20 protein-coding genes are annotated in these 23,521 nt (G+C 57.8%); 9 read left to right on the top strand and 11 right to left on the bottom strand.

Annotation, left to right across the window (positions count from 1 at the left end; translation table 11 throughout):
- Positions 1-7: 7 nt before the first annotated feature.
- The 4 genes from F7R06_RS24950 to F7R06_RS24965 are packed head-to-tail and all read left to right on the top strand — an operon-like array spanning position 8 to position 4,812.
- Positions 8-1,657, top strand: coding sequence for a heparinase II/III family protein (locus tag F7R06_RS24950; protein WP_090317931.1), 1,650 nt, complete (start codon positions 8-10; stop codon positions 1,655-1,657).
- A 7-nt stretch (positions 1,658-1,664) separates the two neighbouring features.
- Positions 1,665-2,843 (top strand): glycosyltransferase family 4 protein, encoded by a 1,179-nt coding sequence (locus F7R06_RS24955; RefSeq protein ID WP_090317928.1) that lies wholly within the window; start codon positions 1,665-1,667, stop codon positions 2,841-2,843.
- 2 nt (positions 2,844-2,845) lie between these two features.
- On the top strand, positions 2,846-3,805 hold the full coding sequence (locus F7R06_RS24960) for a UDP-glucose 4-epimerase family protein (RefSeq protein ID WP_090317925.1): 960 nt from the start codon (positions 2,846-2,848) through the stop codon (positions 3,803-3,805).
- The gene (locus F7R06_RS24965; protein WP_090317922.1) at positions 3,802-4,812 is read left to right on the top strand and encodes an MraY family glycosyltransferase; all 1,011 of its coding nucleotides are present in this window, start codon (positions 3,802-3,804) and stop codon (positions 4,810-4,812) included. The genes F7R06_RS24960 and F7R06_RS24965 overlap by 4 nt, the downstream gene beginning before the upstream one ends.
- A gap of 81 nt (positions 4,813-4,893) precedes the next feature.
- On the opposite strand, the gene F7R06_RS24970 is transcribed toward F7R06_RS24965, so the two are convergent.
- The 11 genes from F7R06_RS24970 to mtnA form a co-directional block, all read right to left on the bottom strand.
- Entirely contained in the window at positions 4,894-5,133 is a 240-nt protein-coding gene (locus F7R06_RS24970) for a lipopolysaccharide assembly protein LapA domain-containing protein (RefSeq protein ID WP_090317919.1), read from the bottom strand.
- A gap of 35 nt (positions 5,134-5,168) precedes the next feature.
- Complete coding sequence (gene ihfB, locus F7R06_RS24975) at positions 5,169-5,462, bottom strand: integration host factor subunit beta (protein WP_090317918.1); 294 nt, start codon at positions 5,460-5,462, stop codon at positions 5,169-5,171.
- Between the two features lie 105 nt (positions 5,463-5,567).
- Entirely contained in the window at positions 5,568-5,846 is a 279-nt protein-coding gene (locus F7R06_RS24980) for a hypothetical protein (RefSeq protein WP_090317915.1), read from the bottom strand.
- A gap of 202 nt (positions 5,847-6,048) precedes the next feature.
- Positions 6,049-7,743 (bottom strand): 30S ribosomal protein S1, encoded by a 1,695-nt coding sequence (rpsA, locus tag F7R06_RS24985; protein WP_047527094.1) that lies wholly within the window; start codon positions 7,741-7,743, stop codon positions 6,049-6,051.
- A gap of 119 nt (positions 7,744-7,862) precedes the next feature.
- Positions 7,863-8,552, bottom strand: coding sequence for a (d)CMP kinase (cmk, locus tag F7R06_RS24990; RefSeq protein WP_090317912.1), 690 nt, complete (start codon positions 8,550-8,552; stop codon positions 7,863-7,865).
- A complete protein-coding gene (locus F7R06_RS24995) occupies positions 8,549-10,756 on the bottom strand; it encodes a bifunctional prephenate dehydrogenase/3-phosphoshikimate 1-carboxyvinyltransferase (RefSeq protein WP_245706673.1) in 2,208 nt (735 codons plus the stop codon). The genes cmk and F7R06_RS24995 overlap by 4 nt, the downstream gene beginning before the upstream one ends.
- Before the next feature lie 28 nt (positions 10,757-10,784).
- Positions 10,785-11,897 carry a histidinol-phosphate transaminase gene (gene hisC / locus F7R06_RS25000; protein ID WP_090317906.1) on the bottom strand — a complete coding sequence of 371 codons (1,113 nt, stop codon included), beginning with the start codon at positions 11,895-11,897 and terminating at the stop codon, positions 10,785-10,787.
- Between the two features lie 12 nt (positions 11,898-11,909).
- Complete coding sequence (gene pheA, locus F7R06_RS25005; protein WP_090317904.1) at positions 11,910-13,004, bottom strand: prephenate dehydratase; 1,095 nt, start codon at positions 13,002-13,004, stop codon at positions 11,910-11,912.
- Positions 13,004-14,089: a 3-phosphoserine/phosphohydroxythreonine transaminase gene (gene serC / locus F7R06_RS25010; protein WP_090317902.1), complete on the bottom strand. Its 1,086-nt coding sequence runs from the start codon at positions 14,087-14,089 to the stop codon at positions 13,004-13,006. The genes pheA and serC overlap by 1 nt, the downstream gene beginning before the upstream one ends.
- Positions 14,090-14,153: 64 nt before the next feature.
- Positions 14,154-16,817, bottom strand: a complete 2,664-nt coding sequence (gene gyrA / locus F7R06_RS25015) for a DNA gyrase subunit A (protein ID WP_090317899.1) — start codon at positions 16,815-16,817, stop codon at positions 14,154-14,156.
- A gap of 425 nt (positions 16,818-17,242) precedes the next feature.
- On the bottom strand, positions 17,243-18,319 hold the full coding sequence (gene mtnA, locus F7R06_RS25020) for an S-methyl-5-thioribose-1-phosphate isomerase (RefSeq protein WP_090317897.1): 1,077 nt from the start codon (positions 18,317-18,319) through the stop codon (positions 17,243-17,245).
- Between the two features lie 108 nt (positions 18,320-18,427).
- On the opposite strand from mtnA, the gene F7R06_RS25025 reads away from it, so the two are divergent.
- The 5 genes from F7R06_RS25025 (at position 18,428) to F7R06_RS25045 (ending at position 23,400) form a co-directional block, all read left to right on the top strand.
- Positions 18,428-19,762 carry a TRZ/ATZ family hydrolase gene (locus tag F7R06_RS25025; RefSeq protein ID WP_090317894.1) on the top strand — a complete coding sequence of 445 codons (1,335 nt, stop codon included), beginning with the start codon at positions 18,428-18,430 and terminating at the stop codon, positions 19,760-19,762.
- 58 nt (positions 19,763-19,820) lie between these two features.
- Complete coding sequence (gene ubiG, locus F7R06_RS25030; protein ID WP_008017781.1) at positions 19,821-20,519, top strand: bifunctional 2-polyprenyl-6-hydroxyphenol methylase/3-demethylubiquinol 3-O-methyltransferase UbiG; 699 nt, start codon at positions 19,821-19,823, stop codon at positions 20,517-20,519.
- A gap of 4 nt (positions 20,520-20,523) precedes the next feature.
- Complete coding sequence (gene mupP, locus F7R06_RS25035) at positions 20,524-21,195, top strand: N-acetylmuramic acid 6-phosphate phosphatase MupP (RefSeq protein WP_090317892.1); 672 nt, start codon at positions 20,524-20,526, stop codon at positions 21,193-21,195.
- 176 nt (positions 21,196-21,371) lie between these two features.
- Positions 21,372-22,112, top strand: a complete 741-nt coding sequence (locus tag F7R06_RS25040) for a YciK family oxidoreductase (RefSeq protein ID WP_090317889.1) — start codon at positions 21,372-21,374, stop codon at positions 22,110-22,112.
- 361 nt (positions 22,113-22,473) lie between these two features.
- Complete coding sequence (locus F7R06_RS25045) at positions 22,474-23,400, top strand: GGDEF domain-containing protein (protein WP_090317886.1); 927 nt, start codon at positions 22,474-22,476, stop codon at positions 23,398-23,400.
- Positions 23,401-23,521 lie beyond the last annotated feature (121 nt).

Below are 23,521 nucleotides of genomic sequence, written 5' to 3' on the forward strand. Positions count from 1 at the left end.
GACTCTTATGCGCAACGCACGGACAGCTCGGCTTTCGAAGCTCTACTACACTGCGAAGATGCTACGGCCGAAACAGGTTCTCTACCGAATCTACTACCGTTTGGCCAAGATCAAGCCGTGTACGGCAACGGACATCAGCAAAAATCCATCATTTGATCTGGCCATCCCCCCCCATTGGAGTTCATCGCGCATAACCGGGGATGGACAATTCGAATTTATGGGCAGCAAGGCGGCCATTGAATGGAAAAACGACACGCTGCCAAAAATCTGGTTATACAACCTGCACTATCTGGATCACCTGGTCTCCCGCCAAGAGAATCCCTCAACCGTATCGGAAGCCGACTTGGTCAACAGCTGGATACTCAACAACCCGCCTTTCGACGGCTGCGGCTGGGAGCCTTATACGCTGTCACTGCGGATTGTGAACTTGATCAAGTGGTTTAACCTGCAGCCTGTTCTGGACAAGCGCTGGCTGGAAAGCCTGGCACTGCAGACGCATGCGCTGTCCCAACAGATCGAATACCACATCCTTGCGAATCACTTGTTCGTGAACGGCAAGGCTTTAGTGTTTGCAGGTTGCTTCATGCAGGGCGATCAGGCCGGGAACTGGCTGAAAACCGGATTGAAAATACTGGACAACGAGGTCAAGGAGCAATTCCTGGCAGACGGCGCGCACTTTGAGCTGTCGCCGATGTATCACGCCGCTCTCCTATGGGACATGTGCGACCTGTTGAATCTTGCACTCAACACCCATGTCAATGCATTGGAGAGCCGTGTGACCGAGTGGCGTAATGTCATCGAGCGAGGAATTGTCTGGCTGCGCAGCATGCAGCATCCCGATGGCGAAATTCCATTCTTCAACGACTCTACCTTCGGTATCGCACCGACACTGCGCGATATCGAGAACTATGCGGGCTTGCTGGGCTGTCGGCCTTCTACAAAAGTTCCGAGTGCCTCTTCGGTTTCGGCAACATGTCACGCCGAAAGTGGTTATGCCCAAATCGACTTCGGCAAGGGCAGCAAAGCCCTCCTGAACTTTGCGCAAATCGCTCCCGCTTATCAACCCGGGCACGCACATGCAGATACACTGAGCTTCGAGTTGAGCGTTTTTGGCCAGCGGGTATTCGTTAACTCGGGGACATCGCAGTACGGTGAAGACAGTGAACGTCATCGTCAACGCAGTACCTCGGCTCATAACACAGTTGAAATCGATGGAGAAAACTCGTCGGAAGTGTGGGCCGGATTCCGGGTTGCCCGTCGTGCACATGTCACCTTAGAGACGTTTGAAAACTCCGGTGATTTTGTTCGCATCGTTTGCTCACACGACGGTTACAAGAGATTAAAGGGTAAAAACCTGCACACACGTGAGTGGACTGCTTCGATGAACACGCTGCAGATCAGCGATTGCGTGACAGGTGCTTTTGACAAGTCGATCGCAAGGTTCCATCTGCACCCGGACGTTGCGGTTACTCAGAACGACAAGAATCTAACCATCACCCTTTCTTCGGGAGATGTTGTCTATGTCTCACTGTCGGGCGCGGCACGCATCACGATTGCGAATACGGCGTGGCACCCGGAGTTCGGCAAGTCCGTTGAGAATAAATGCATCATTGCCGAACTTTCGTCAGACACACTTATTACCCGTGTAACGTGGTGAGGTTTATTTGAAACTTTTAATCCTGAGTTTTTATTACCAGCCGGACTTATCCGCAGGTTCATTCCGCACCACAGCGCTGGTGAAGGCTTTGCTGGAAAAAATGCCAGCCGATGCTCATATAGAACTGATTACAACCCTGCCTAATCGATATAGTACGTTCAGCAGCGAAGCGCCTGAATTTGAAGAGCACCCTCGTCTGACCATACATCGTATCGCTCTACCTGCTCACAAAAGTGGGATGGTTGATCAGGCAAAAGCGTTCTTGGTTTACGCAAAGCACGTGCGTAGCATCTCGCGTGGCAAGCACTACGATCTGGTTTATGCAACGTCGTCACGCCTGATGACGGCGACACTGGGCGCATTCATCGCTCGCAGCAAGAAAACCGCTCTCTACCTCGACATCCGCGATATTTTTGTGGATACCATCACGGACGTTCTACCAGGGAAAATGGTCCGGTTTATCAAACCATTCCTATCCTTGCTCGAACACTTCACAATTAAGTCGGCTCGCAAAGTCAACCTGGTTTCTGCTGGGTTTCTCCCTTATTTCAAATCCAGATATCCGGATCAGACATACTCATTGTTCACCAACGGAATCGATGACGAATTCCTCAGCCTGCCGATCATTCAAACAGCATGTGAACAGGATCGCATTCTGGACGTGGTGTACGCAGGCAACATTGGGGAAGGACAGGGACTTCATAACATCATCCCGCAACTTGCGAAACATTTTGAAGGAACGTTGCGCTTCAAAGTGATCGGTGACGGGGGCAGACATGCTGCCCTGAAAGAGGCCATCAATGCCGCCAACTGCAACAATGTCGATCTGCTGAGCCCAGTCAAACGCGACAAACTCATCAACGTCTACCAGTCAGCGGATATATTGTTTCTGCACCTGAACGACTACGATGCATTTCGCAAAGTACTACCGTCAAAGCTGTTCGAATACGCTGCAATGGGGAAACCGATCTGGGCAGGTATCGGCGGGTATGCCGCAGACTTTGTCTCCGAGCACGTTGAAAATGCTTCGGTGTTTGCCCCCTGCGATGCAGACGCCGCGGTCGAGTCATTCAAAAGACTGGAAATGTCAGCCACTCCACGCGCAGCGTTTGTGGATCGCTTCGCCAGAGCAAACATCATGCGTGAAATGGCGGCTGATGTAATTTCTGTAACGGAGATGTCCTGATCATGCGCATTATACTGACAGGTGCAACGGGCTTCGTGGGACGCGGCCTTACCCCGCTGCTGCTCCAACAAGGACATGAGGTTACTGCTGCCGTTCGAAAAATCACGACCGACCTAGACTCTCGCGCAACTCAAGTGCTGACAAACGATCTGTCTGCCCAGCAGAACTGGCAACCCATAGTGAGCGGGCATGAGGCTGTGATTCACTTGGCCGCCCGAGTGCATGTCATGAGTGATGATTCGTCCGATCCACTTGCCGAATATCGTAAAACCAACGTCGAAGGCACGCTAAATTTTGCCCGGCAAGCGGCTGAAGCGGGCGTCAAACGGTTCCTGTTCATCAGCTCCGTAAAAGTTAACGGTGAGGGCACAACGCCAGGAAACCCATACCACGCTGAAAGTCAGCCCAAGCCTCTTGATCCCTATGGGATCTCTAAACTCGAGGCCGAACAAGGGTTGCTCGCGCTGTCTGCGCAAACCGGTATGGAAGTGGTTATCATCCGTCCCGTATTGGTTTATGGGCCGGGTGTGCAGGCCAACTTTCTCAATATGATGCGCTGGCTTTATAAAGGTGTTCCATTGCCGTTCGGCGCTATTAACAACCGCCGCAGTCTTGTCGCACTGGACAACCTTACACACCTGATCGCGATTTGCATCGTTCATCCTGCTGCCGCAAACCAGACGTTTATGGTGAGTGACGGCGAAGATCTATCGACTACCATGCTACTTCGACGCATGGGCATCGCCTTGGGCAAGCCTGCCCGAATGCTGCCTGTGCCCGCCTGGATTCTTGAAACCAGCGCATCAATCCTTGGCAAGCAAGCACTCGCCCAGCGGTTGTGTGGCTCGCTACAGGTTGATATTGAAAAAACACGCGCACTTCTGGACTGGACACCGCCCGTCTCCGTCGATGAGGCGTTGCGAAAAACAGCTAAACACTTTCTGGACCGACAAACTCAATGAATATGTGGTGGTTATTACCGGCTTGCGCCATCGTTGCACTTTTTTTGACCGGGGCCTTGCGTCAATACGCACTCGCACGCAGCCTTATAGACGTGCCCAATGCCCGCAGCTCTCATGTCGTCCCGACGCCAAGGGGTGGCGGCGTTTCGATCGTCGTGAGCTTCTTGGTTGCGTTGATGCTGTCGGCAAGCATGGACGCTGTGACTTGGCCGATGACCTGGGCTTTGATGGGAGCAGGCGTCGGTATCGCCATACTCGGATTCCTGGATGATCATGGTCACATTGTCGCCCGCTGGCGCTTGCTCGGACATTTCATCGCGGCTATATGGGCACTCTACTGGCTGGGTGGCTTGCCGCCACTTACGTTTTTCGGATTGGTCTTCGACCTAGGCTGGATCGGCCATGTGCTGGCAGCGTTTTATTTGGTCTGGCTACTGAATCTCTACAATTTTATGGACGGCATTGACGGCATTGCCAGCGTCGAAGCCATCTGTGTCTGCCTTGGTGCTACATTGCTCTACTGGCTGACGGGCTACGGGGCATTTGCACTTTTGCCACTTCTGCTCGCCTTCGCAGTGTCCGGCTTTCTGTACTGGAACTTCCCGGTAGCTCGCATCTTCATGGGCGATGCTGGCAGCGGCTTTCTGGGAATCACTTTAGGCTTGCTATCTCTGCAGGCGGCATTCATTGCACCGCAATTGCTTTGGAGCTGGCTGATTCTGCTGGGTGTATTCATCGTAGATGCCACTTGGACCTTGTTCCGCCGCTTGCTGCGAGGAGAAAAAGTGTATGAGGCTCATCGCAGCCATGCCTATCAATTTGCTTCTCGCCAGTACAAAAAGCACCTTCCTGTCACACTGACAGTGGGCGTGGTCAATCTTGTCTGGTTACTACCGATTGCACTTTTGGTAGGTAGCGGATATCTAGACGGCCTGCTGGGCGTTCTTATCGCCTATCTTCCGCTCGCCCTACTGGCAGTGAAGTTCAAAGCAGGCGCGAAGGAATAGGCGTTTTCCTGTTTGCGCAGCAGATATAATTGAGGGGAAGCCAATGCTTCCCCTCTTCATTCTGCAAGCGACGACTCAAGACTAAATCAGGGATTTTCGGCGCAATTGTGAGGAGCGAAGAAATAGCAAACGGATGAGAGGGCCGATAACCATGCCTGCTAGCAGCGCGACAAGTGCAATGACAGACACAGGCAGATGCGGTGCGCCCCAGCCGAGAAACAGCAATGAAACTGATTGCTGATTTTCGAGTACAAACACCAGAGTCGCTAGGACCAACAACAGGACAAAGCTTCCTATGAGGATGCGTTTGATATTAGTCATAAGACACTGCCCCCTGATTTCCGGTTTCCTTGGATCTATTGTTCATCCTCTTCCTCATTCACTCGGTCCCTGAGCTCTTTACCCGGCTTGAAATGCGGAACGAACTTGCCGTCAAGGCTGACGGACTGACCGGTTTTTGGATTGCGACCTACGCGCGGTGCGCGGTAATGCAGGGAGAAGCTGCCAAACCCACGGATCTCGATACGATCACCTGTGGCCAGACATTGGGACATTTGCTCAAGCATGGTCTTGATGGCCAGCTCCACATCCTTTGATGAGAGTAGCCCTTGATGGGTGACAATTCGTTCGATCAACTCCGACTTCGTCATATTTTTCCCTTCTTTTTCAAGCAGCTAGGAAAATCGCTCAAAAGGTTTTAGCACGCCCGGAAGAATTTGAACAGCCCGAGTTTGACATCCCCTCACCCCGCATGATCATCTGCAAATAACCAGCATCGTTCGCGTCCAATAGCCGGCCGGATTGAAGCCAAAGGGAAACTCATCCTCTTCCTTTACATCATCGGACCTGGCCACAACCTTGTAACCTGCACCCTTGCACTCCCTGGCTGCGCGCCGCTGACACTTCTCCCATCCAGAGCCCAATCCCGAACAATCAATCTCAATACCACTGACTCCGCGCACCGCGTGAGTCTTGGCATTGGTGGTACAGCCCGCCAATGTCAGAACTGCTATTGCGACAATGAGCTTGTTCATTCACTTCCTTACGCCAGGCATTCGCCTGACCATCGTTCGACTCAGGCTAAGACTAGCTGCAAATAAACGATTGATCCTGCTAAAGAAAGAGACAGCTGTTAGAGACATTGGTTTCCCCACATCAATGCCGCCATGCCCCCTGGTAAATTCCGGACACAAAAAAGGGCGACCGAAGTCGCCCTTTTTTACAGAAAGTCAGAACTTAGTTCTGTTTTTCCGCTTGTGCAGCACGCAGCAGGTCACCCAGAGTGGTGGCTACTGGAGCATCCGTAGCTACTGGCTTGTCGCGCAGGCTCTGGATAGCTTCTTTCTCGTCTTCAACGTCTTTCGACTTGATCGAGAGCTGGATTACGCGGCTCTTACGATCAACGCTGATGATCTTGGCTTCTACTTCTTCGCCTTCTTTCAGAACGTTGCGCGCGTCTTCAACGCGGTCACGGCTGATTTCGGAGGCTTTCAGAGTCGCTTCGATATCGTCGGCCAGAGTGATGATGGCGCCTTTAGCGTCAACTTCTTTCACGATGCCCTTAACGATTGCGCCTTTGTCGTTCTCTTGAACGTACTCGGAGAACGGATCGCTTTCCAGCTGCTTGATACCCAGGGAGATACGCTCGCGCTCTGGGTCAACCGACAGGATAACGGTGTCCAGCTCGTCGCCCTTCTTGAAGCGGCGTACGGCTTCTTCGCCCACTTCGTTCCAGGAGATGTCGGACAGGTGAACCAGACCGTCGATACCGCCGTCCAGACCAATGAAGATACCGAAATCGGTGATCGACTTGATGGTGCCGGAGATTTTATCGCCCTTGTTGAACTGGCCAGAGAAATCTTCCCATGGGTTAGATTTGCACTGCTTGATGCCCAGGGAGATACGACGACGCTCTTCGTCGATGTCCAGAACCATAACTTCCACTTCGTCGCCAACTTGTACGACTTTCGAAGGGTGGATGTTCTTGTTGGTCCAGTCCATTTCCGAAACGTGTACCAGACCTTCAACGCCTTCTTCCAGCTCAGCGAAGCAGCCGTAGTCGGTCAGGTTGGTTACACGAGCGGTAACGCGAGTGCTTTCTGGGTAACGGGCTTTGATAGCAACCCATGGATCTTCACCCAGTTGCTTGAGGCCCAGGGAAACACGATTGCGCTCGCGATCGTACTTCAGAACCTTGACATCGATCTCGTCGCCAACGTTGACGATTTCGGAAGGATGCTTGATACGCTTCCAAGCCATGTCGGTGATGTGCAGCAGGCCATCGACGCCACCCAGATCGACGAATGCGCCGTAATCGGTGAGGTTTTTGACGATACCTTTGACTTGCTGGCCTTCCTGCAGGGATTCCAGCAGAGCTTCACGCTCGGCGGAGTTCTCGGCTTCCAGGACGCTGCGACGGGAAACGACAACGTTGTTGCGCTTCTGGTCCAGCTTGATGACCTTGAATTCCAGCTCTTTGCCTTCCAGGTGCGTGGTGTCGCGCACTGGACGGACGTCAACCAGAGAACCTGGCAGGAACGCACGGATGCCGTTAACGTCGACAGTGAAGCCGCCTTTAACCTTACCGTTGATAACGCCCTTGACCACTTCTTCGGCTGCGAAGGCTGCTTCCAGAACAATCCAGCATTCAGCGCGCTTGGCTTTTTCACGGGACAGCTTGGTTTCACCAAAGCCGTCTTCAACCGAGTCCAGAGCAACGTGAACTTCGTCACCGACGTTGATGTTCAGCTCGCCAGCGTCGTTGTAGAACTGCTCAAGCGGGATGAGTGCTTCAGACTTCAGGCCAGCGTGAACGGTTACCCAGCGAGCTTGGTAATCGATATCAACGATAACACCGGTGATGATGGAGCCTGCCTGAAGGTTCAGGGTTTTTAGGCTTTCTTCAAAGAGTTCCGCAAAGCTTTCGCTCATTTTAATTCCTGTTGATGAGGGCGAAGAATACGCCCATCTCCACACCCCAGACGATGTGGGTTAGTTTCATTTAAAAGAAGCGCCGCAGGACTATGACTGGTCCCCCGCAGCCTTCTTGGTCACCCGGCGATATCGCGAATGGCGATCTCGCTCATGATGCGTTCCAGCACCTGGTCGATGGATAATTCCGTGGAATCCAGCTGTATGGCGTCAGCCGCCGGCTTGAGCGGGGCTACCGCTCGCTGGGTGTCACGCTCATCGCGTGCACGTATCTCATCTAGCAGACTCGACAGACTAACACCATCGACTTTGCCCTTCAACTGCAAGTATCGACGGCGCGCACGCTCCTCGGCACTGGCAGTGAGAAAAATCTTCAGCGGCGCATCGGGAAAAACCACCGTGCCCATGTCGCGACCATCGGCCACCAGACCCGGCGCCTCCTGGAATGCACGCTGGCGCTGCAGCAGCGCCTCGCGTACCGCAGGCAATGCAGCCACTTGGGAAGCACCTGAGCCGACGCTTTCCGTACGGATCACATCGCTGACTTCATCACCTTCCAGGATGATGCGCTGCAGCTGACCGTCGGTCGCAGCAATGAATTGCACATCCAGATGAGCGGCAAGTTTTTTCAGCAGCTCTTCATTGGTCAGGTCGACGCCGTGGTTGTGCGCAGCAAAAGCGAGCAGACGGTACAGCGCACCGGAATCCAGCAGATTCCAGCCCAGGCGCTTGGCCAGAATCCCGGCGACGGTGCCTTTGCCGGAACCGCTTGGCCCATCAATGGTGATGACCGGTGCAATGCTCTTCACGACTGAGCCTCTTGGGCAACGCGGATGCCGACCTGCGCACACAGCGCGAGGAAGTTGGGGAACGACGTCGCGACGTTGGCGCAATCATGGATGCGGATTGGCGCACTGGCACGCAGCGAGGCAACGCTGAACGCCATGGCAATCCGGTGATCGCCGTGACCGTGCACTTCGCCGCCGCCAATCTGGCCGCCATCGATGATGATGCCGTCCGGGGTCGGTTCGCACTTGACGCCCAGCGCCAGCAAGCCATCGGCCATCACCTGGATGCGATCCGATTCCTTGACCCGCAACTCTTCGGCGCCACGCAGCACAGTGCGCCCTTCGGCACAGGCCGCGGCCACGAACAACACCGGGAATTCGTCGATCGCCAATGGAACCAGCGCTTCCGGAATCTCGATACCTTTGAGTTTAGCTGCACGTACGCGCAGGTCAGCTACCGGCTCGCCGCCCACTTCACGCTGGTTTTCCAGGGTGATGTCCGCACCCATCAGACGCAGGATGTCGATCACGCCGGTACGGGTCGGGTTGATGCCGACATGCTCGAGCACCAGCTCGGAGCCTTCGGCGATCGACGCCGCCACCAGGAAAAACGCCGACGACGAGATATCGCCCGGTACTTCGATATGGGTGGCGGTCAGCTTGTTGCCGGACTCTACCGAAGCAGTCGCGCCGTTGACGGTAACCGGATAGCCGAAACCACGCAGCATGCGCTCGGTATGGTCACGGGTCGGCGCGGGCTCGGTCACGGTGGTCTTGCCTTCGGCGTACAGACCCGCCAGCAACAGGCAGGACTTAACCTGGGCACTGGCCATTGGCATGGTGTAAGTCAGGCCCTTGAGCTTGTGGCCACCGCGAATGGTCATCGGAGGACGACCGTCAGCCGCCGTCTCGATCACGGCGCCCATTTCACGCAGCGGGTTGGCCACGCGATTCATCGGACGCTTGGACAGCGACGCGTCGCCGGTCAGGGTACTGTCGAAGTCCTGCGCGGCCAGCAGGCCGGACAGCAGGCGCATCGAAGTACCGGAGTTGCCCAGGTAAATCGGGCCCGGCGCCGGCTTCAGACCATGCAGGCCGACGCCGTGAATGGTCACGCGACCGTGGTGCGGGCCTTCAATCACGACACCCATGTCACGGAATGCCTGAAGGGTCGCCAGGGCGTCTTCGCCTTCGAGGAAACCTTCCACTTCGGTCACACCTTCGGCCAAGGAGCCCAGCATGATCGAACGGTGGGAAATCGATTTGTCGCCTGGTACGCGAATCCGACCGGACAGGCGGCCACCAGGTTGAGCCAGGAAAATCAGATCGTTGGAATTCATAGCGTCCACATAGGCCCGACGGGCCAGGATTTTACTGAAATGCTCGCGGGCAACCCGGGCGCGAGTGAAAACGCCCAACAATTGGTGCCCATCCCCTGCATCGACCGCGTCGCGCAAGGCGTCGAGATCGCTGCGAAATGTATCGAGTGTGCGCAGGACAGCTTCGCGGTTGGCGAGGAAGATGTCGTGCCACATGACCGGGTCGCTTCCGGCGATTCTTGTGAAATCGCGGAAACCGCCCGCAGCGTAACGGAAGATCTCAAGGTTTTCATTGCGCTTGGCCAACGAGTCGACCAAACCGAACGCCAGCAAGTGCGGCAGATGACTGGTCGCCGCCAACACTTCGTCGTGACGCTCGACCTGCATGTGCTCGACATCGGCACCCAATTCCCGCCACAAACGGTCGACCACCGCCAATGCGGCCGGATCGGTCTGATCCAGCGGCGTCAGAATGACCTTATGGCGTCGAAACAGCTCGGCATTGGAGGCTTCCACCCCGCTCTGCTCGGAACCGGCAATCGGATGCCCCGGGACGAAGCGAGGCGGCATGCCACCAAAGGCCTCAGTTGCAGCACGCACCACATTACCCTTGGCACTGCCGACGTCGGTCAGGATCGCCGCGCCCAGATCCATGCCCGCCATTCGAGCGAGCAGTTTTTCCATGGCGAGGATCGGCACCGCCAACTGGATAACGTCCGCCCCCTGGCAAGCCAGCGCGAGGTCGTCTTCGCAACGATCCACCACACCCAGTTCAACCGCGAGTTTGCGTGACTGCGGATCGAGATCAACCCCGACCACTTCGCGGCACAGACCACTCTCACGCAAGCCCTTGGCAAACGAACCGCCGATCAGGCCCAGACCGACCACCACCAGGCGCCCGATCATAGGTTCAGCAGATTGCAGTGCAGTGACATCACCCACGGGCCAGAACCTTGGCCAGCGCCTCGAGGAAGCGGCTGTTTTCCGCCGGCAAACCGATGGTGATACGGAGGTGATTCGGCATGCCGTAGTTGGCCACCGGGCGCACGATCACACCCTCACGCAGCAACCCTTGGAAAACCGGAGCCGCCACCTGACCGAGGTCGACACAAATGAAGTTGCCCTTGGAGGGAATCCAGCTCAGCCCCAGGTCGCGGAAACCCGCTTCCAATTGCTGCATGCCGGTTTCATTCAGGCGACGACTTTCGGCCAGGTACTCGGCGTCCTGCAGGGCGGCGCAAGCGGCAGCCAGGGCCAGGCTATTGACGTTGAACGGCTGGCGCACGCGGTTCAGCACGTCGGCGACCACGGCAGTGGACAAGCCATAGCCAACCCGTAGCGCCGCCAGGCCATAGGCCTTGGAGAACGTACGAGAAACCAGCAGGTTCGGGTAAGCCGCGAGGAAATCCAGGCCGTCCGGCAGATCGCTGCCTTCGGCGTACTCGATGTAGGCCTCGTCCAGCACCACCAGCACATGTTCCGGCACGTCCTGCAGGAATTCGTCCAGTGCCTCGGTATCGAACCAGGTCCCGGTCGGGTTGTTCGGGTTGGCGATGAACACCACGCGGGTGTTGGCGTCGATCGCGGCCAACATGGCCGGCAGGTCATGCCCCCAGTCTTTGGCCGGAATCACTTTTGCCTGCGCACCCACCGCCTGGGTCACGATCGGATAGACCGCAAACGCGTGCTCGCTGAATACGGCGTTCAAACCCGGCGCCAGGTAAGCGCGCGCCACCAGCTCCAGAATGTCGTTGGAACCGTTGCCCAGCGTCACTTGACTCAGCTCGACGCGGCACTGCTCGGCCAGCAGGGTCTTGAGCGCAAAACCGTTGCCGTCCGGGTAGCGGGTCAGTTCCGCCAGCGCATCGCGGATGGCCGCCAGCGCCTTGGGGCTCGCGCCCAGGGGATTCTCATTGCTTGCCAGCTTGACGATGCTGGCCGGATCGAGATCCAGCTCGCGAGCCAGTTCGTCCACAGGCTTGCCCGGAACATAAGGCGAAAGTTGTTGCACGCCCGGCTGCGCCAGAGCTAGGAAATTGCCACTCATTTGCTACCGCCCTTAGAGAACTGCTTTCGGGTAGGAACCCAGCACTTTGAGTGCCACTGCTTCCTGACTGATCTTTTCCAGCACACCCTTGACCAGCGGGTCGCGATGGTGGCCGACGAAGTCGATGAAGAACACGTAGGTCCATTTACCGCTGCGCGACGGACGCGTCTCGATTCGCGTCAGGTCGATGCCGTTTTCATGGAAAGGCACCAGCAACTCGTGAAGCGCGCCCGGCTTGTTGCTCATGGAGACGATGATTGAGGTCTTGTCGTCGCCGGTCGGTGGCACTTCCTGGCTGCCGATCATCAGGAAACGCGTGGAGTTGTCCGGGCGATCCTCGATTTTCTCCGCCAGTCGGGTCAGCCCGTACAGGCCGGCCGCCATGTCGCCGGCAATCGCCGCCGAATTCCACTCACCCTTGACCCGCTTGGCCGCTTCGGCGTTGCTGGACACCGCCACGCGCTCGACATTCGGGTAATGGGCGTCCAGCCACTTGCGGCACTGGGCCAGGGACTGGGCGTGGGAATAGATGCGACTGATGCTGTCGGTCTTGGTGTTCTCACCGACCAACAGGTGATGGTGGATGCGCAGCTCGACTTCGCCACAGATCACCATGTCGTGTTCCAGGAAGCTGTCCAGCGTGTGGTTGACCGCGCCTTCGGTGGAATTCTCCACCGGGACCACACCAAAGTTCACCGCACCGGCCGCCACTTCACGGAACACTTCGTCGATCGCCGCCATCGGCTTGCTGATCACGGCATGGCCGAAGTGCTTCATGGCAGCGGCCTGGGTGAAGGTACCTTCAGGACCGAGGTAAGCGACTTTCAGCGGCTGCTCGAGCGCCAGGCACGAAGACATGATTTCGCGGAACAAACGCGCCATCTCTTCGTTGCCCAGCGGCCCCTGGTTGCGCTCCATGACACGCTTGAGCACCTGAGCTTCGCGCTCAGGACGATAGAACACCGGCACTTCGCCTTCGGCCAGCGAGGCCATCTTTACTCGCGCGACTTCCTGGGCGCAGCGCGCACGCTCACTGATCAACTCCAGGACTTTTTCGTCCAGGGCATCAATGCGCAGGCGCAGTGCCTTGAGTTCTTGCTCAGACATTAGCCGTGTTCCTTCTCGAACTCTGCCATGTACGAAACCAGCGCATGGATGGCGTTGATATCGACGGCGTTATAGATGGAGGCGCGCATGCCGCCGACGGAACGGTGCCCCTTGAGGTTCAGCAGACCACGTTCGTCGGCACCGGCCAGGAACGGCTTGTCCAGACGGTCGTCCGCCAGACGGAAAGGCACGTTCATCCAGGAACGGTCCGACTTGTTGATCGGGTTGCTGTACAGGCCGCTGGCGTCGATGAAGTCGTACAGCGTGCGCTGCTTCACTTCGTTGAGCTTGCCGATGGCTTCGACACCACCCTGCTCTTTGAGCCACTCGAACACCAGGCCGGAGAGGTACCAGGCCAGGGTCGGCGGGGTGTTGTACATCGAGCCATTATCGGCCGCGACCTTGTAGTTGAGCATGGTCGGGCAGATGGAGCGGGCGTGACCCAGCAGGTCTTCGCGAACGATGTTGACCACGATGCCGCTCGGGCCGATGTTTTTCTGGGCACCGGCGTAGATCATGCCGAAGCGCGAGACATCCACCGGACGCGAAAGAATGTCCGAGGACATGTCGGCCACCAGCGGAACATCACCGGTTTCCGGAATCCACTGGAATTCCAGGCCACCGATGGTTTCGTTCGGCGCGTAGTGAACGTAGGCCGCGTCCTTGGACAGCTTCCACTCGTTCTGACCGGGAATAGCGAAATAGTCGTAAGGCTTGGCGGTAGCGGCAACATTGACATGGCCGTAGCGCGAAGCTTCTTCGATGGCTTTCTGCGACCAGATACCGGTATCGATATAGTCGGCAGTACCGCTTTCCGGCAACAGGTTCAGAGGAATCTGAGCAAATTGCTGGCTGGCGCCACCTTGCAGAAACAGCACTTTATAGTTCGAGGGGATATTCAGCAGATCACGCAGATCCTGCTCGGCCTTGGTGGCAATGGACACGAACTCATCACTGCGATGGCTCATCTCCATGACCGACAGACCCTTGCCGTGCCAGTCGAGCAACTCGGACTGGGCACGCAACAGGACAGCTTCAGGAAGCGCAGCAGGACCTGCGCAGAAGTTATAGGCTCGTTTGCTCACATCCACTCTCGCTATGCAATCACGGTAGCGGACAGAGCAAACACTCTGCCCTGCTACGATTTGGTTAGTCTTGCGACTCTTCTTCGTCTGCGGCGTCAGCCTGCAGGTTGTCGACCGTATCGTCCGGTTCGGCGCCGATCACGCCCGCTTCCAGCTCGACACCCTCTTCATCCTCGAACTCTTCACCTTCGACTTCCGACGGCTCCTGAACCCGCTCCAGGCCGACCAGGGTTTCATCCTTGGCCAGTTTGATCAGGGTCACGCCCTGGGTGTTACGACCCAGACTGGACACTTCGTCGACACGGGTACGTACCAGGGTGCCCTGGTCGGAAATCAGCATGATCTCCTCGCCATCGAGCACCTGAACCGCACCGACCAGACGGCCGTTACGCTCGTTGCTGACCATGGCAATAACGCCCTGACCGCCACGCTTGTACTCAGGGAACTCGGTGATTGCCGTACGCTTGCCGAAGCCACGCTCGGAAGCGGTGAGGATCTGGCTGCCTTCTTCAGGGATCAGCATGGAAATCAGCTTCTGGCCTTCCGGCAGGCGCATGCCGCGCACACCGCGGGCGGTACGGCCCATGGCACGAACGTCGGATTCCTTGAAGCGAGTCACCTTGCCGCCATCGGAGAACAGCATGACTTCGCGCTCGCCATCAGTAATGGCGGCGGAAATCAGTACGTCGCCTTCATCCAGCTCCAGCGCGATCAAACCAACGCTGCGTTGACGGCTGAAGGATTCCAGCGGGGTCTTCTTCACGGTGCCATTGGCGGTCGCCATGAAGATGTAGTGACCTTCGGTGTATTCCTCGACCGGCAGCATGGTGGTGATGTATTCACCGTCATCCAGCGGCAGCAGGTTGACCAGCGGACGACCGCGGGCCGCACGGGACGCCTCAGGGATTTCGTAGGTCTTGAGCCAGTACACCTTGCCCTTGCTGGAGAACAGCAACAGCGTGGTGTGACTGTTGGCAACCAGCAAGTGAGCGATGTAGTCCTCATCCTTGACGCCGGTCGCCGACTTGCCTTTACCGCCACGACGCTGAGCCTGATAGGCAGCCAGCGGCTGGGTCTTGGCATAGCCACCGTGGGAAATGGTCACGACACGCTCTTCTTCCGGGATCATGTCACCCAGGGTCAGGTCGAGACGGGCGTCCAAGATCTCGGTGCGGCGCACATCGCCGTATTCGGCGCGGATCACTTCCAGCTCTTCGCGGATCACTTCCATCAGGCGCGTGGCGCTGTTGAGAATGCGGATCAGCTCGCCGATCTGGTTGAGGATCTCTTGATACTCAGCCAGCAGTTTTTCGTGTTCCAGACCGGTCAGACGGTGCAGACGCAGTTCCAGAATGGCTTGCGCCTGCTCTGGCGACAGGAAGTACTTGCCGTCGCGCAGACCGTATTGCGGATCGAGGTTTTCCGGACGGCACGAATCGGCACCGGCACGTTCGACCATCGCGACCACGGCAGAGGATTCCCAAGGGGTGCTGACCAGCGCTTCCTTGGCTTCCGACGGGGTTGGCGAGGCCTTGATCAGGGCGATGACCGGGTCGATGTTCGACAGGGCAACCGCCTGGCCTTCAAGGATATGACCACGCTCGCGCGCCTTGCGCAGCTCGAACACGGTACGGCGGGTAACCACTTCGCGACGGTGACGCACGAAGGCTTCCAGCAGGTCCTTGAGGTTCAGGATCCGTGGGCGGCCGTCGATCAGTGCGACGATGTTGATGCCGAACACCGCTTGCAGCTGGGTCTGGGCGTAGAGGTTATTGAGAATGACCTCAGGCACTTCACCGCGACGCAGTTCGATCACGACGCGCATACCGTCCTTGTCGGACTCGTCGCGCAGTTCGGTGATGCCTTCGAGCTTCTTCTCTTTTACCAGCTCGGCGATCTTCTCGATCAGACGGGCCTTGTTCAGCTGGTAAGGGAGTTCGGTGATGACGATCTGCTGACGGCCACCGACCTTGTCGATGTCTTCGATAATCGAGCGCGCACGCATGTAAATGCGGCCGCGACCGGTGCGGTAGGCTTCGATGATGCCGGCGCGACCGTTGATGATCGCGGCGGTCGGGAAGTCCGGACCGGGAATGTATTGCATCAACTCATCGACGGTCAGCTCAGGGTTGTCGATGAGGGCCAGGCAACCGTCGATGACTTCACCGAGGTTGTGCGGCGGAATGTTGGTCGCCATGCCCACGGCGATACCGCTGGAGCCGTTGACCAGCAGGTTGGGAATACGGGTCGGCATGACCGCCGGGATCATTTCGGTGCCGTCGTAGTTCGGCACCCAGTCCACGGTTTCCTTATGCAGGTCGGCCAGCAGCTCGTGCGCCAGCTTGGTCATGCGCACTTCGGTGTATCGCATGGCCGCGGCGTTGTCGCCGTCCACCGAACCGAAGTTGCCCTGGCCGTCTACCAGCAGGTAGCGCAAGGAGAATGGCTGCGCCATCCGGACGATGGTGTCGTACACCGCGGTATCACCGTGCGGGTGATACTTACCGATCACGTCACCGACGACACGGGCAGATTTCTTGTACGGCTTGTTGAAGTCGTTGCCCAGCTCGCTCATCGCGAACAGCACGCGCCGGTGCACGGGCTTCAAGCCATCGCGCGCATCCGGCAGTGCCCGCCCGACAATCACGCTCATCGCGTAATCGAGGTAGGACTGCTTCAGCTCGTCTTCGATATTGACCGGGAGGATTTCTTTGGCCAGTTCGCCCATGAGAAGCCTGATTCCTTTTTCTGGTGAAACTTCGTCACATCCATATGGGACGAACGAAGCTCGCCGATGCAGGCTGAGTGCCATGCACCGACTTACGACAAATCAACGAGTTATGCCATGGATCTGCGCAGTAAAGGCCACCCCTTAGGGCAACCTTGGAAACCGCCGGATGTTATCACAAGAGCCGCCACGCACCTATCCCCCTGATGCGCATGGAGCATAGTTAGTTGACCGGTGACAGGCTTGAAGGGGATCAGAGAGGCTTAGAGCCTTATTGATTGTAGTTTTTCAGGCTGAATCAGGCTAATCCATCGCCTTTTAGGGCGTCATCGCGGGCAAGCCCGCTCCCACAGGGTTCTGTGGCGCTCACAAGACCTGTGGGAGAGAGCTTGCCCGCGATGATGATTTAACAGGCACCGAAAAAATCAGTGCAGACGCTTACGGCACATCAACTGGGTCATTTTCGCGGTATCCGGCCGTTCGACGATGCCCTTTTCGGTGACGATGGCGTCGATCAGATCCGCCGGCGTCACATCGAACACCGGGTTGAACGCCTCGACATCCGCCCCGACCCGTTTGCCACCGACGTCCAGCAACTCGCGACCATCACGTTCTTCAATCGGGATGTCGTCACCGCTGGCCAGGCTCATGTCGATGGTCGAACTCGGCGCCACCACCATGAAACGCACGCCGTGGTGCATGGCATTGACCGCCAGTTGATAGGTGCCGATCTTGTTCGCCACGTCGCCATTGGCAGTGATCCGGTCCGCGCCGACGATCACCCAGGTAATGCCCTTGGTCTTCATGATGTGCGCCGCAGCAGAGTCGGCATTGAGGGTGACGGGAATACCTTCATTGGCCAATTCCCACGCCGTCAATCGCGAGCCCTGCAACCATGGACGGGTTTCGCCGGCATAGACACGCTCAACCATGCCCTCAATGAAGGCCCCGCGAATCACTCCCAGCGCAGTACCGAAGCCACCAGTGGCCAGCGCGCCGGTGTTGCAGTGGGTGAGGATGGCCTGGGCGTTGCCCTGATGCTTGCGGATAAGGTCGACACCCAGTTGCGCCATAGTGAGATTGGCTTCGCGATCACTTTCATGAATGGCGACAGCTTCTGCTTCCAGGACAGCCAGCGGATCGGCATGATTTTTCAGGCGATCGAGCCGCTCTTGCATACGGCCCAGCGCCCAGAAGAGGTTGACCGCGGTCGGACGGGCATCGGCAAGCAGGGCAAAGTCCTCGGCCAGCGCCGCCTGCCAGTCACCACCCTCGGCAAACCGCGCACGCGCCGCCAGCACGACGCCATAGGCAGCGCTGATCCCGATCGCCGGCGCACCGCGCACCACCATCGAGCGAATGGCCTCGGCCACGCCAGCTGCGGTGGTGTAGGCGATCCAGGTCTCCTCGAACGGCAAAATACGCTGATCCAGCAGATAAAGGGCGCCATCACGCCAATCGATGGCCTTCACTTTCTCCGCAGCCAACAGTCGATCGCGCATCCCTCACCCCGCACTCATGAACAAAAGCCGCCGATTATAGCGATCCCCCCGCGAAGACGCTCGGGTATACTTCGCCATCCTTTACAAAAGCACTGGAACCGACCCTCGATGCCGAACACTGCCGTTGCGCTCGACCTGTTATTACTGCCGACCTGGCTGGTACCCGTCGAACCCGCTGGTGTTGTCCTGAAGGACCATGGCCTGGGTATTCGCGACGGGCGCATCGTCTTCATCGGCCCACGTTCCGCCGCCCTGAAGCTTAACGCAAGCGAAGTGCGCGAACTCCCGGACATCTTGCTCAGCCCCGGCCTGATCAATGCTCACGGGCATGCGGCAATGACCCTGTTCCGCGGACTGGCCGATGACCTGCCACTCATGACCTGGCTGGAAAACCACATCTGGCCAGCCGAAGCCAAATGGGTCGACGAGGATTTTGTCCGCGATGGCACGGATCTGGCCATCGCCGAGCAGATCAAAAGTGGCATCACCTGCTTCTCTGACATGTATTTCTTCCCGAAGGTTGCCAGCGAACGCGTGCATAACAGCGGAATTCGCGCACAGATCGCGATCCCGATCCTTGATTTCCCCATCCCCGGCGCCATTACAACGGACGAAGCCATTCGTCAGGGCGTCGAGTTGTTTAACGACCTCAAGCACCACGACCGTATAAAAGTCACCTTTGGGCCCCATGCACCCTACACCGTGGGCGATGAAACCCTGGAAAAAATCCGGGTAATCACCGAAGAACTCGACGCCTCGATTCACATGCACGTGCATGAAACCGCATTCGAAGTACAGCAGTCGGTCGAACAGCGCGGCGAGCGTCCACTGGCTCGCCTCGCGCGACTGGGCCTGCTCGGGCCTCGCTTCCAGGCCGTTCACATGACCCAGATCAGCGAGGAAGACATGGCGCTGCTGGTAGAAAGCAACACCAACGTCATTCATTGCCCGGAGTCAAACCTGAAACTGGCCAGCGGTTTCTGCCCGGTGGAACGCTTGTGGCAGGCTGGAGTGAATGTCGCCGTCGGCACCGATGGCTCGGCCAGCAACAACGACCTGGACTTGCTCGGCGAAACCCGTACCGCCGCCCTGCTGGCCAAGGCTGTCGCCGGCTCGGCCACCGCGCTGGATGCCCATCGCGCCCTGCGCATGGCCACGCTCAATGGCGCCCGGGCGCTGGGAATCGAAGCCGAGACCGGTTCGCTAGAAGTCGGCAAGGCCGCTGACATGGTGGCGTTCGATCTTTCCGGCCTGGCCCAACAACCGGTCTACGACCCTGTTTCGCAACTTATCTACGCGACGGGCCGGGACTGCGTGAAACACCTTTGGGTCGCCGGCAAGCCACTGCTGGAGGACCGGCGCCTGACGCGCCTGGATGAACAACAGCTGATCGCCACCGCCAAGGCCTGGGGCCAGCGCATCAGTGGCCGCAACGAATCGTAAGCCCCCCGGACCACACTTCGGGGCAACAGGATTTTTCAAGTTTCAGAGGATTTAAACCATGAGCAACGTCGACTACGCCGAAATCGCCAAATTCGAAGCCCTGGCCCATCGCTGGTGGGACCGCGAAAGCGAATTCAAGCCGCTGCACGATATCAACCCGCTACGGGTCAACTGGATTGACGAACGCGTCAACCTGGCCGGCAAGAAAGTCCTGGACGTCGGCTGCGGCGGCGGCATCCTCAGCGAGGCCATGGCCCAGCGTGGCGCGACGGTGATGGGCATCGACATGGGCGAAGCGCCACTGGCGGTCGCGCAGTTGCACCAACTGGAGTCCGGCGTGAACGTCGAATACCGGCAGATCACCGCCGAAGCCCTGGCCGAAGAAATGCCGGAACAGTTCGACGTAGTCACCTGCCTCGAAATGCTCGAACACGTACCGGATCCATCCTCGGTGATTCGCGCCTGCTTCCGCATGGTCAAGCCTGGCGGTCAGGTTTTCTTCTCCACCATCAACCGCAACCCCAAGGCGTACCTGTTCGCCATCGTTGGTGCCGAATACATCATGAAGCTGCTGCCGCGGGGTACCCATGACTTCAAGAAATTCATCCGCCCTTCCGAACTTGGCGCCTGGAGCCGCATGGCCGGCCTGACTGTCAAAGACATCATCGGCCTGACCTACAACCCGCTGACCAAGCACTACAAACTGGCGTCCGACGTAGACGTCAACTACATGATCCAGACCCTGCGCGAGGAGTAAGCCGATGCGAATCAGAGCAGTTCTTTTCGACATGGACGGCACCCTGCTCGACACCGCGCCAGACTTCATTGCGATCTGTCAGGCGATGCGAGCGGACCGCGGCATGGCGCCGATGAACGACAAACACATCCGCGACGAGATCTCGGGTGGCGCCAAGGCGATGGTGGCCGTGACCTTCGCCATGGACCCCGAGTCGCCAGGATTTGAGGAACTGCGTCTGGAGTTCCTCGAGCGCTACCTGGTGGGTTGCGCCGTTCATAGCAAATTGTTCGACGGCATGCACGAACTGCTGGCCGACATCGAAAAGGCCAACCTGATCTGGGGCGTCGTCACCAACAAGCCATTGCGTTTTGCCGAGCCGATCATGCAGCAGCTCGGGCTGGCCGAGCGTTCAGCCCTGCTGATCTGCCCCGACCACGTGAAAAACAGTAAACCGGATCCAGAGCCATTGATCCTCGCTTGCAAGATGCTCGACCTCGACCCGGCCAGCGTGTTGTTCGTCGGCGATGATCTGCGCGATATCGAATCGGGCCGCGATGCGGGCACCCGGACGGCGGCGGTGACTTTCGGCTACATCCACCCGGACGATAACCCGCGGCACTGGGGCGCGGACGTGGTGGTCGATCATCCGCTGGAGTTGCGCAAGGTGCTCGATAGCGCCCTTTGTAGCTGCTGAGCTGCCCTGTTTTTTTGTAGGCGCGAGCTTGCTCGCGAAAAACCTGAGGACGCCGTGAGGGGTATCAGGCTTGTCGCGTAATCGTTGACGACCATCGTCGGAACGCCGCCCGGAGCAAGCTCGCTCTCACAATGACCGCGCAACGGTCGCTCCTAATCTGATTTGTTGAGGTTTTTATGTTCGATTATTCCGCTCGCCCTGACTTGCTCAAGGATCGGGTTATCCTGGTCACCGGCGCCGGTCGTGGCATTGGCGCCGCCGCCGCGAAAACCTATGCCGCCCATGGCGCAACCGTGCTGCTGCTGGGCAAGACCGAGGCCAATCTGACTCAGGTCTACGACGAAATCGAAGCAGCCGGCCATCCGCAACCCGCAGTCATCCCGTTCAATCTGGAAACCGCCCTGCCCCATCAATACGATGAATTGGCAGCAATGATCGAAAGTGAATTCGGCCACCTCGACGGCTTGTTGCACAACGCGTCGATCATCGGCCCGCGCACACCGATCGAACAGCTCTCCGGCGAAAACTTCATGCGGGTCATGCAAGTCAACGTCAACGCCATGTTCATGCTGACCAGCACATTGCTGCCACTGCTCAAGCAGTCCCAGGATGCTTCGGTGGTCTTCACTTCCAGCAGCGTCGGCCGCAAAGGCCGTGCCTATTGGGGGGCGTACGGCGTCTCGAAGTTCGCCACCGAAGGCCTGATGCAAACCCTGGCCGATGAAGTCGACACCGTAGCCCCTGTGCGCTCCAACAGCATCAACCCGGGTGCTACTCGGACCAGCATGCGTGCCCAGGCGTATCCAGGGGAAAACCCACTGAACAATCCGACGCCCGAAGAGATCATGCCGGTCTATCTGTACCTGATGGGGCCGGACAGCACAGGTATTAACGGCCAGGCGTTCAACGCTCAATAATACCGTGCGTCGCTTTTGTGCCGCGCCGACTTCCCGTCGCGGCACACAAGGCTCGGCGGGTTTTCAGTCAAACAAATGCCGCACAAGTCTCCCCCTTCATTTTCACTATCTCTAACCTGTTGATTTCGAAATATTTTTAATAAATCGAACTCTCTGGCATGACTTTCGCTCTACCTTTGCTCAAACAGGCAATGTGAAAGCAGGCAAACGGCGGTTGAGTCGACAGGTTACTAAACCGCGATAAAGCAGATTAGACTTGCACGAAATGTCCTACGGGACTGACGGACCAGTATGACGTGCAGCCCAAAGCCGCTCTCACCCAGCTTGTAAGACAGCCTTACTGCTCAAGGGCGAACGCCATATGAAATCACCTTCCCAGACCAACGCAATTGACTTTGATAGCGCCAAATTGCAACGCCTGGGCTTTGGTCAGCAGCAACCGTCCCTGGAAAGGCCGCTCAGTCTTGCGCAACTGCGCCAGCAACTGAGCCTGCAGCTGCAAACCAGTCTTGAGCCACAACGCATTCTCGGGCTGTTCTTCCGCGAAATTCAGCGACTCGTTCCACTCGATGCCTTGAGCTACCAGCACAAGAGCAGCGACTTGCGCCTGGAGTTTGGTCAGCGTGGCCACCACTCCATCAGTTACAACCTCAGCCATGAAGGCGAGCACCTGGGTGAACTGGTGTTTCGCCGCAATCAGCGCTTCACCGAGCAAGAACAAGGCAACCTCGAATCACTGCTGGCCTCGCTGCTTTATCCGATGCGCAACAGCCTGCTCTACCGTGCCGCCACCCAGAGTGCACTGCGTGATCCGCTGACCGACACCGGCAACCGTATCGCCATGGACCAGACGCTGCAGCGGGAAATCGAGCTGTCTCGGCGCCACCTGCAACCGTTATCCCTGCTGATGCTGGACATCGATCACTTCAAGCAGATCAATGACACCCACGGTCACAGTGCCGGTGACGAGGTGCTCAAGGCCGTTGCCGCGTCGATCAAAAGCCAGTTGCGCAACGTGGACATGGTGTTTCGTTACGGGGGCGAAGAGTTCCTGATTCTGCTATCCAACACCTCCCGGGAGGCGGCGGCCATGATCGGTGAACGATTGCGGGTGGCGGCGCAGGCTGAGGACTATGAGGCCGATGGCCGGGTGATCGGGCTGACAGTCAGCCTCGGCTGCTCGACACTGCTGCCTGGCGAGTCAGTGGAGAGCCTGCTGCGAAGGGCTGACAATGCGCTGTACGTGGCCAAGCGCGAGGGACGTAACCGGTTGGCAATGGCGGGTTGAGTCTTCAGCAAGGCTGCATAACCAATGTGGGAGCGAGCCTGCTCGCGAAAGTGGAATGCCAGTCAACATCAAAGTTGATTGATAAACCGCTTTCGCGAGCAGGCTCGCTCCCACAGTTTTA

Origin of the sequence: Pseudomonas moorei, assembly GCF_008801475.1 — a bacterium.
In the GTDB taxonomy this organism is placed as follows: domain Bacteria; phylum Pseudomonadota; class Gammaproteobacteria; order Pseudomonadales; family Pseudomonadaceae; genus Aquipseudomonas; species Aquipseudomonas moorei.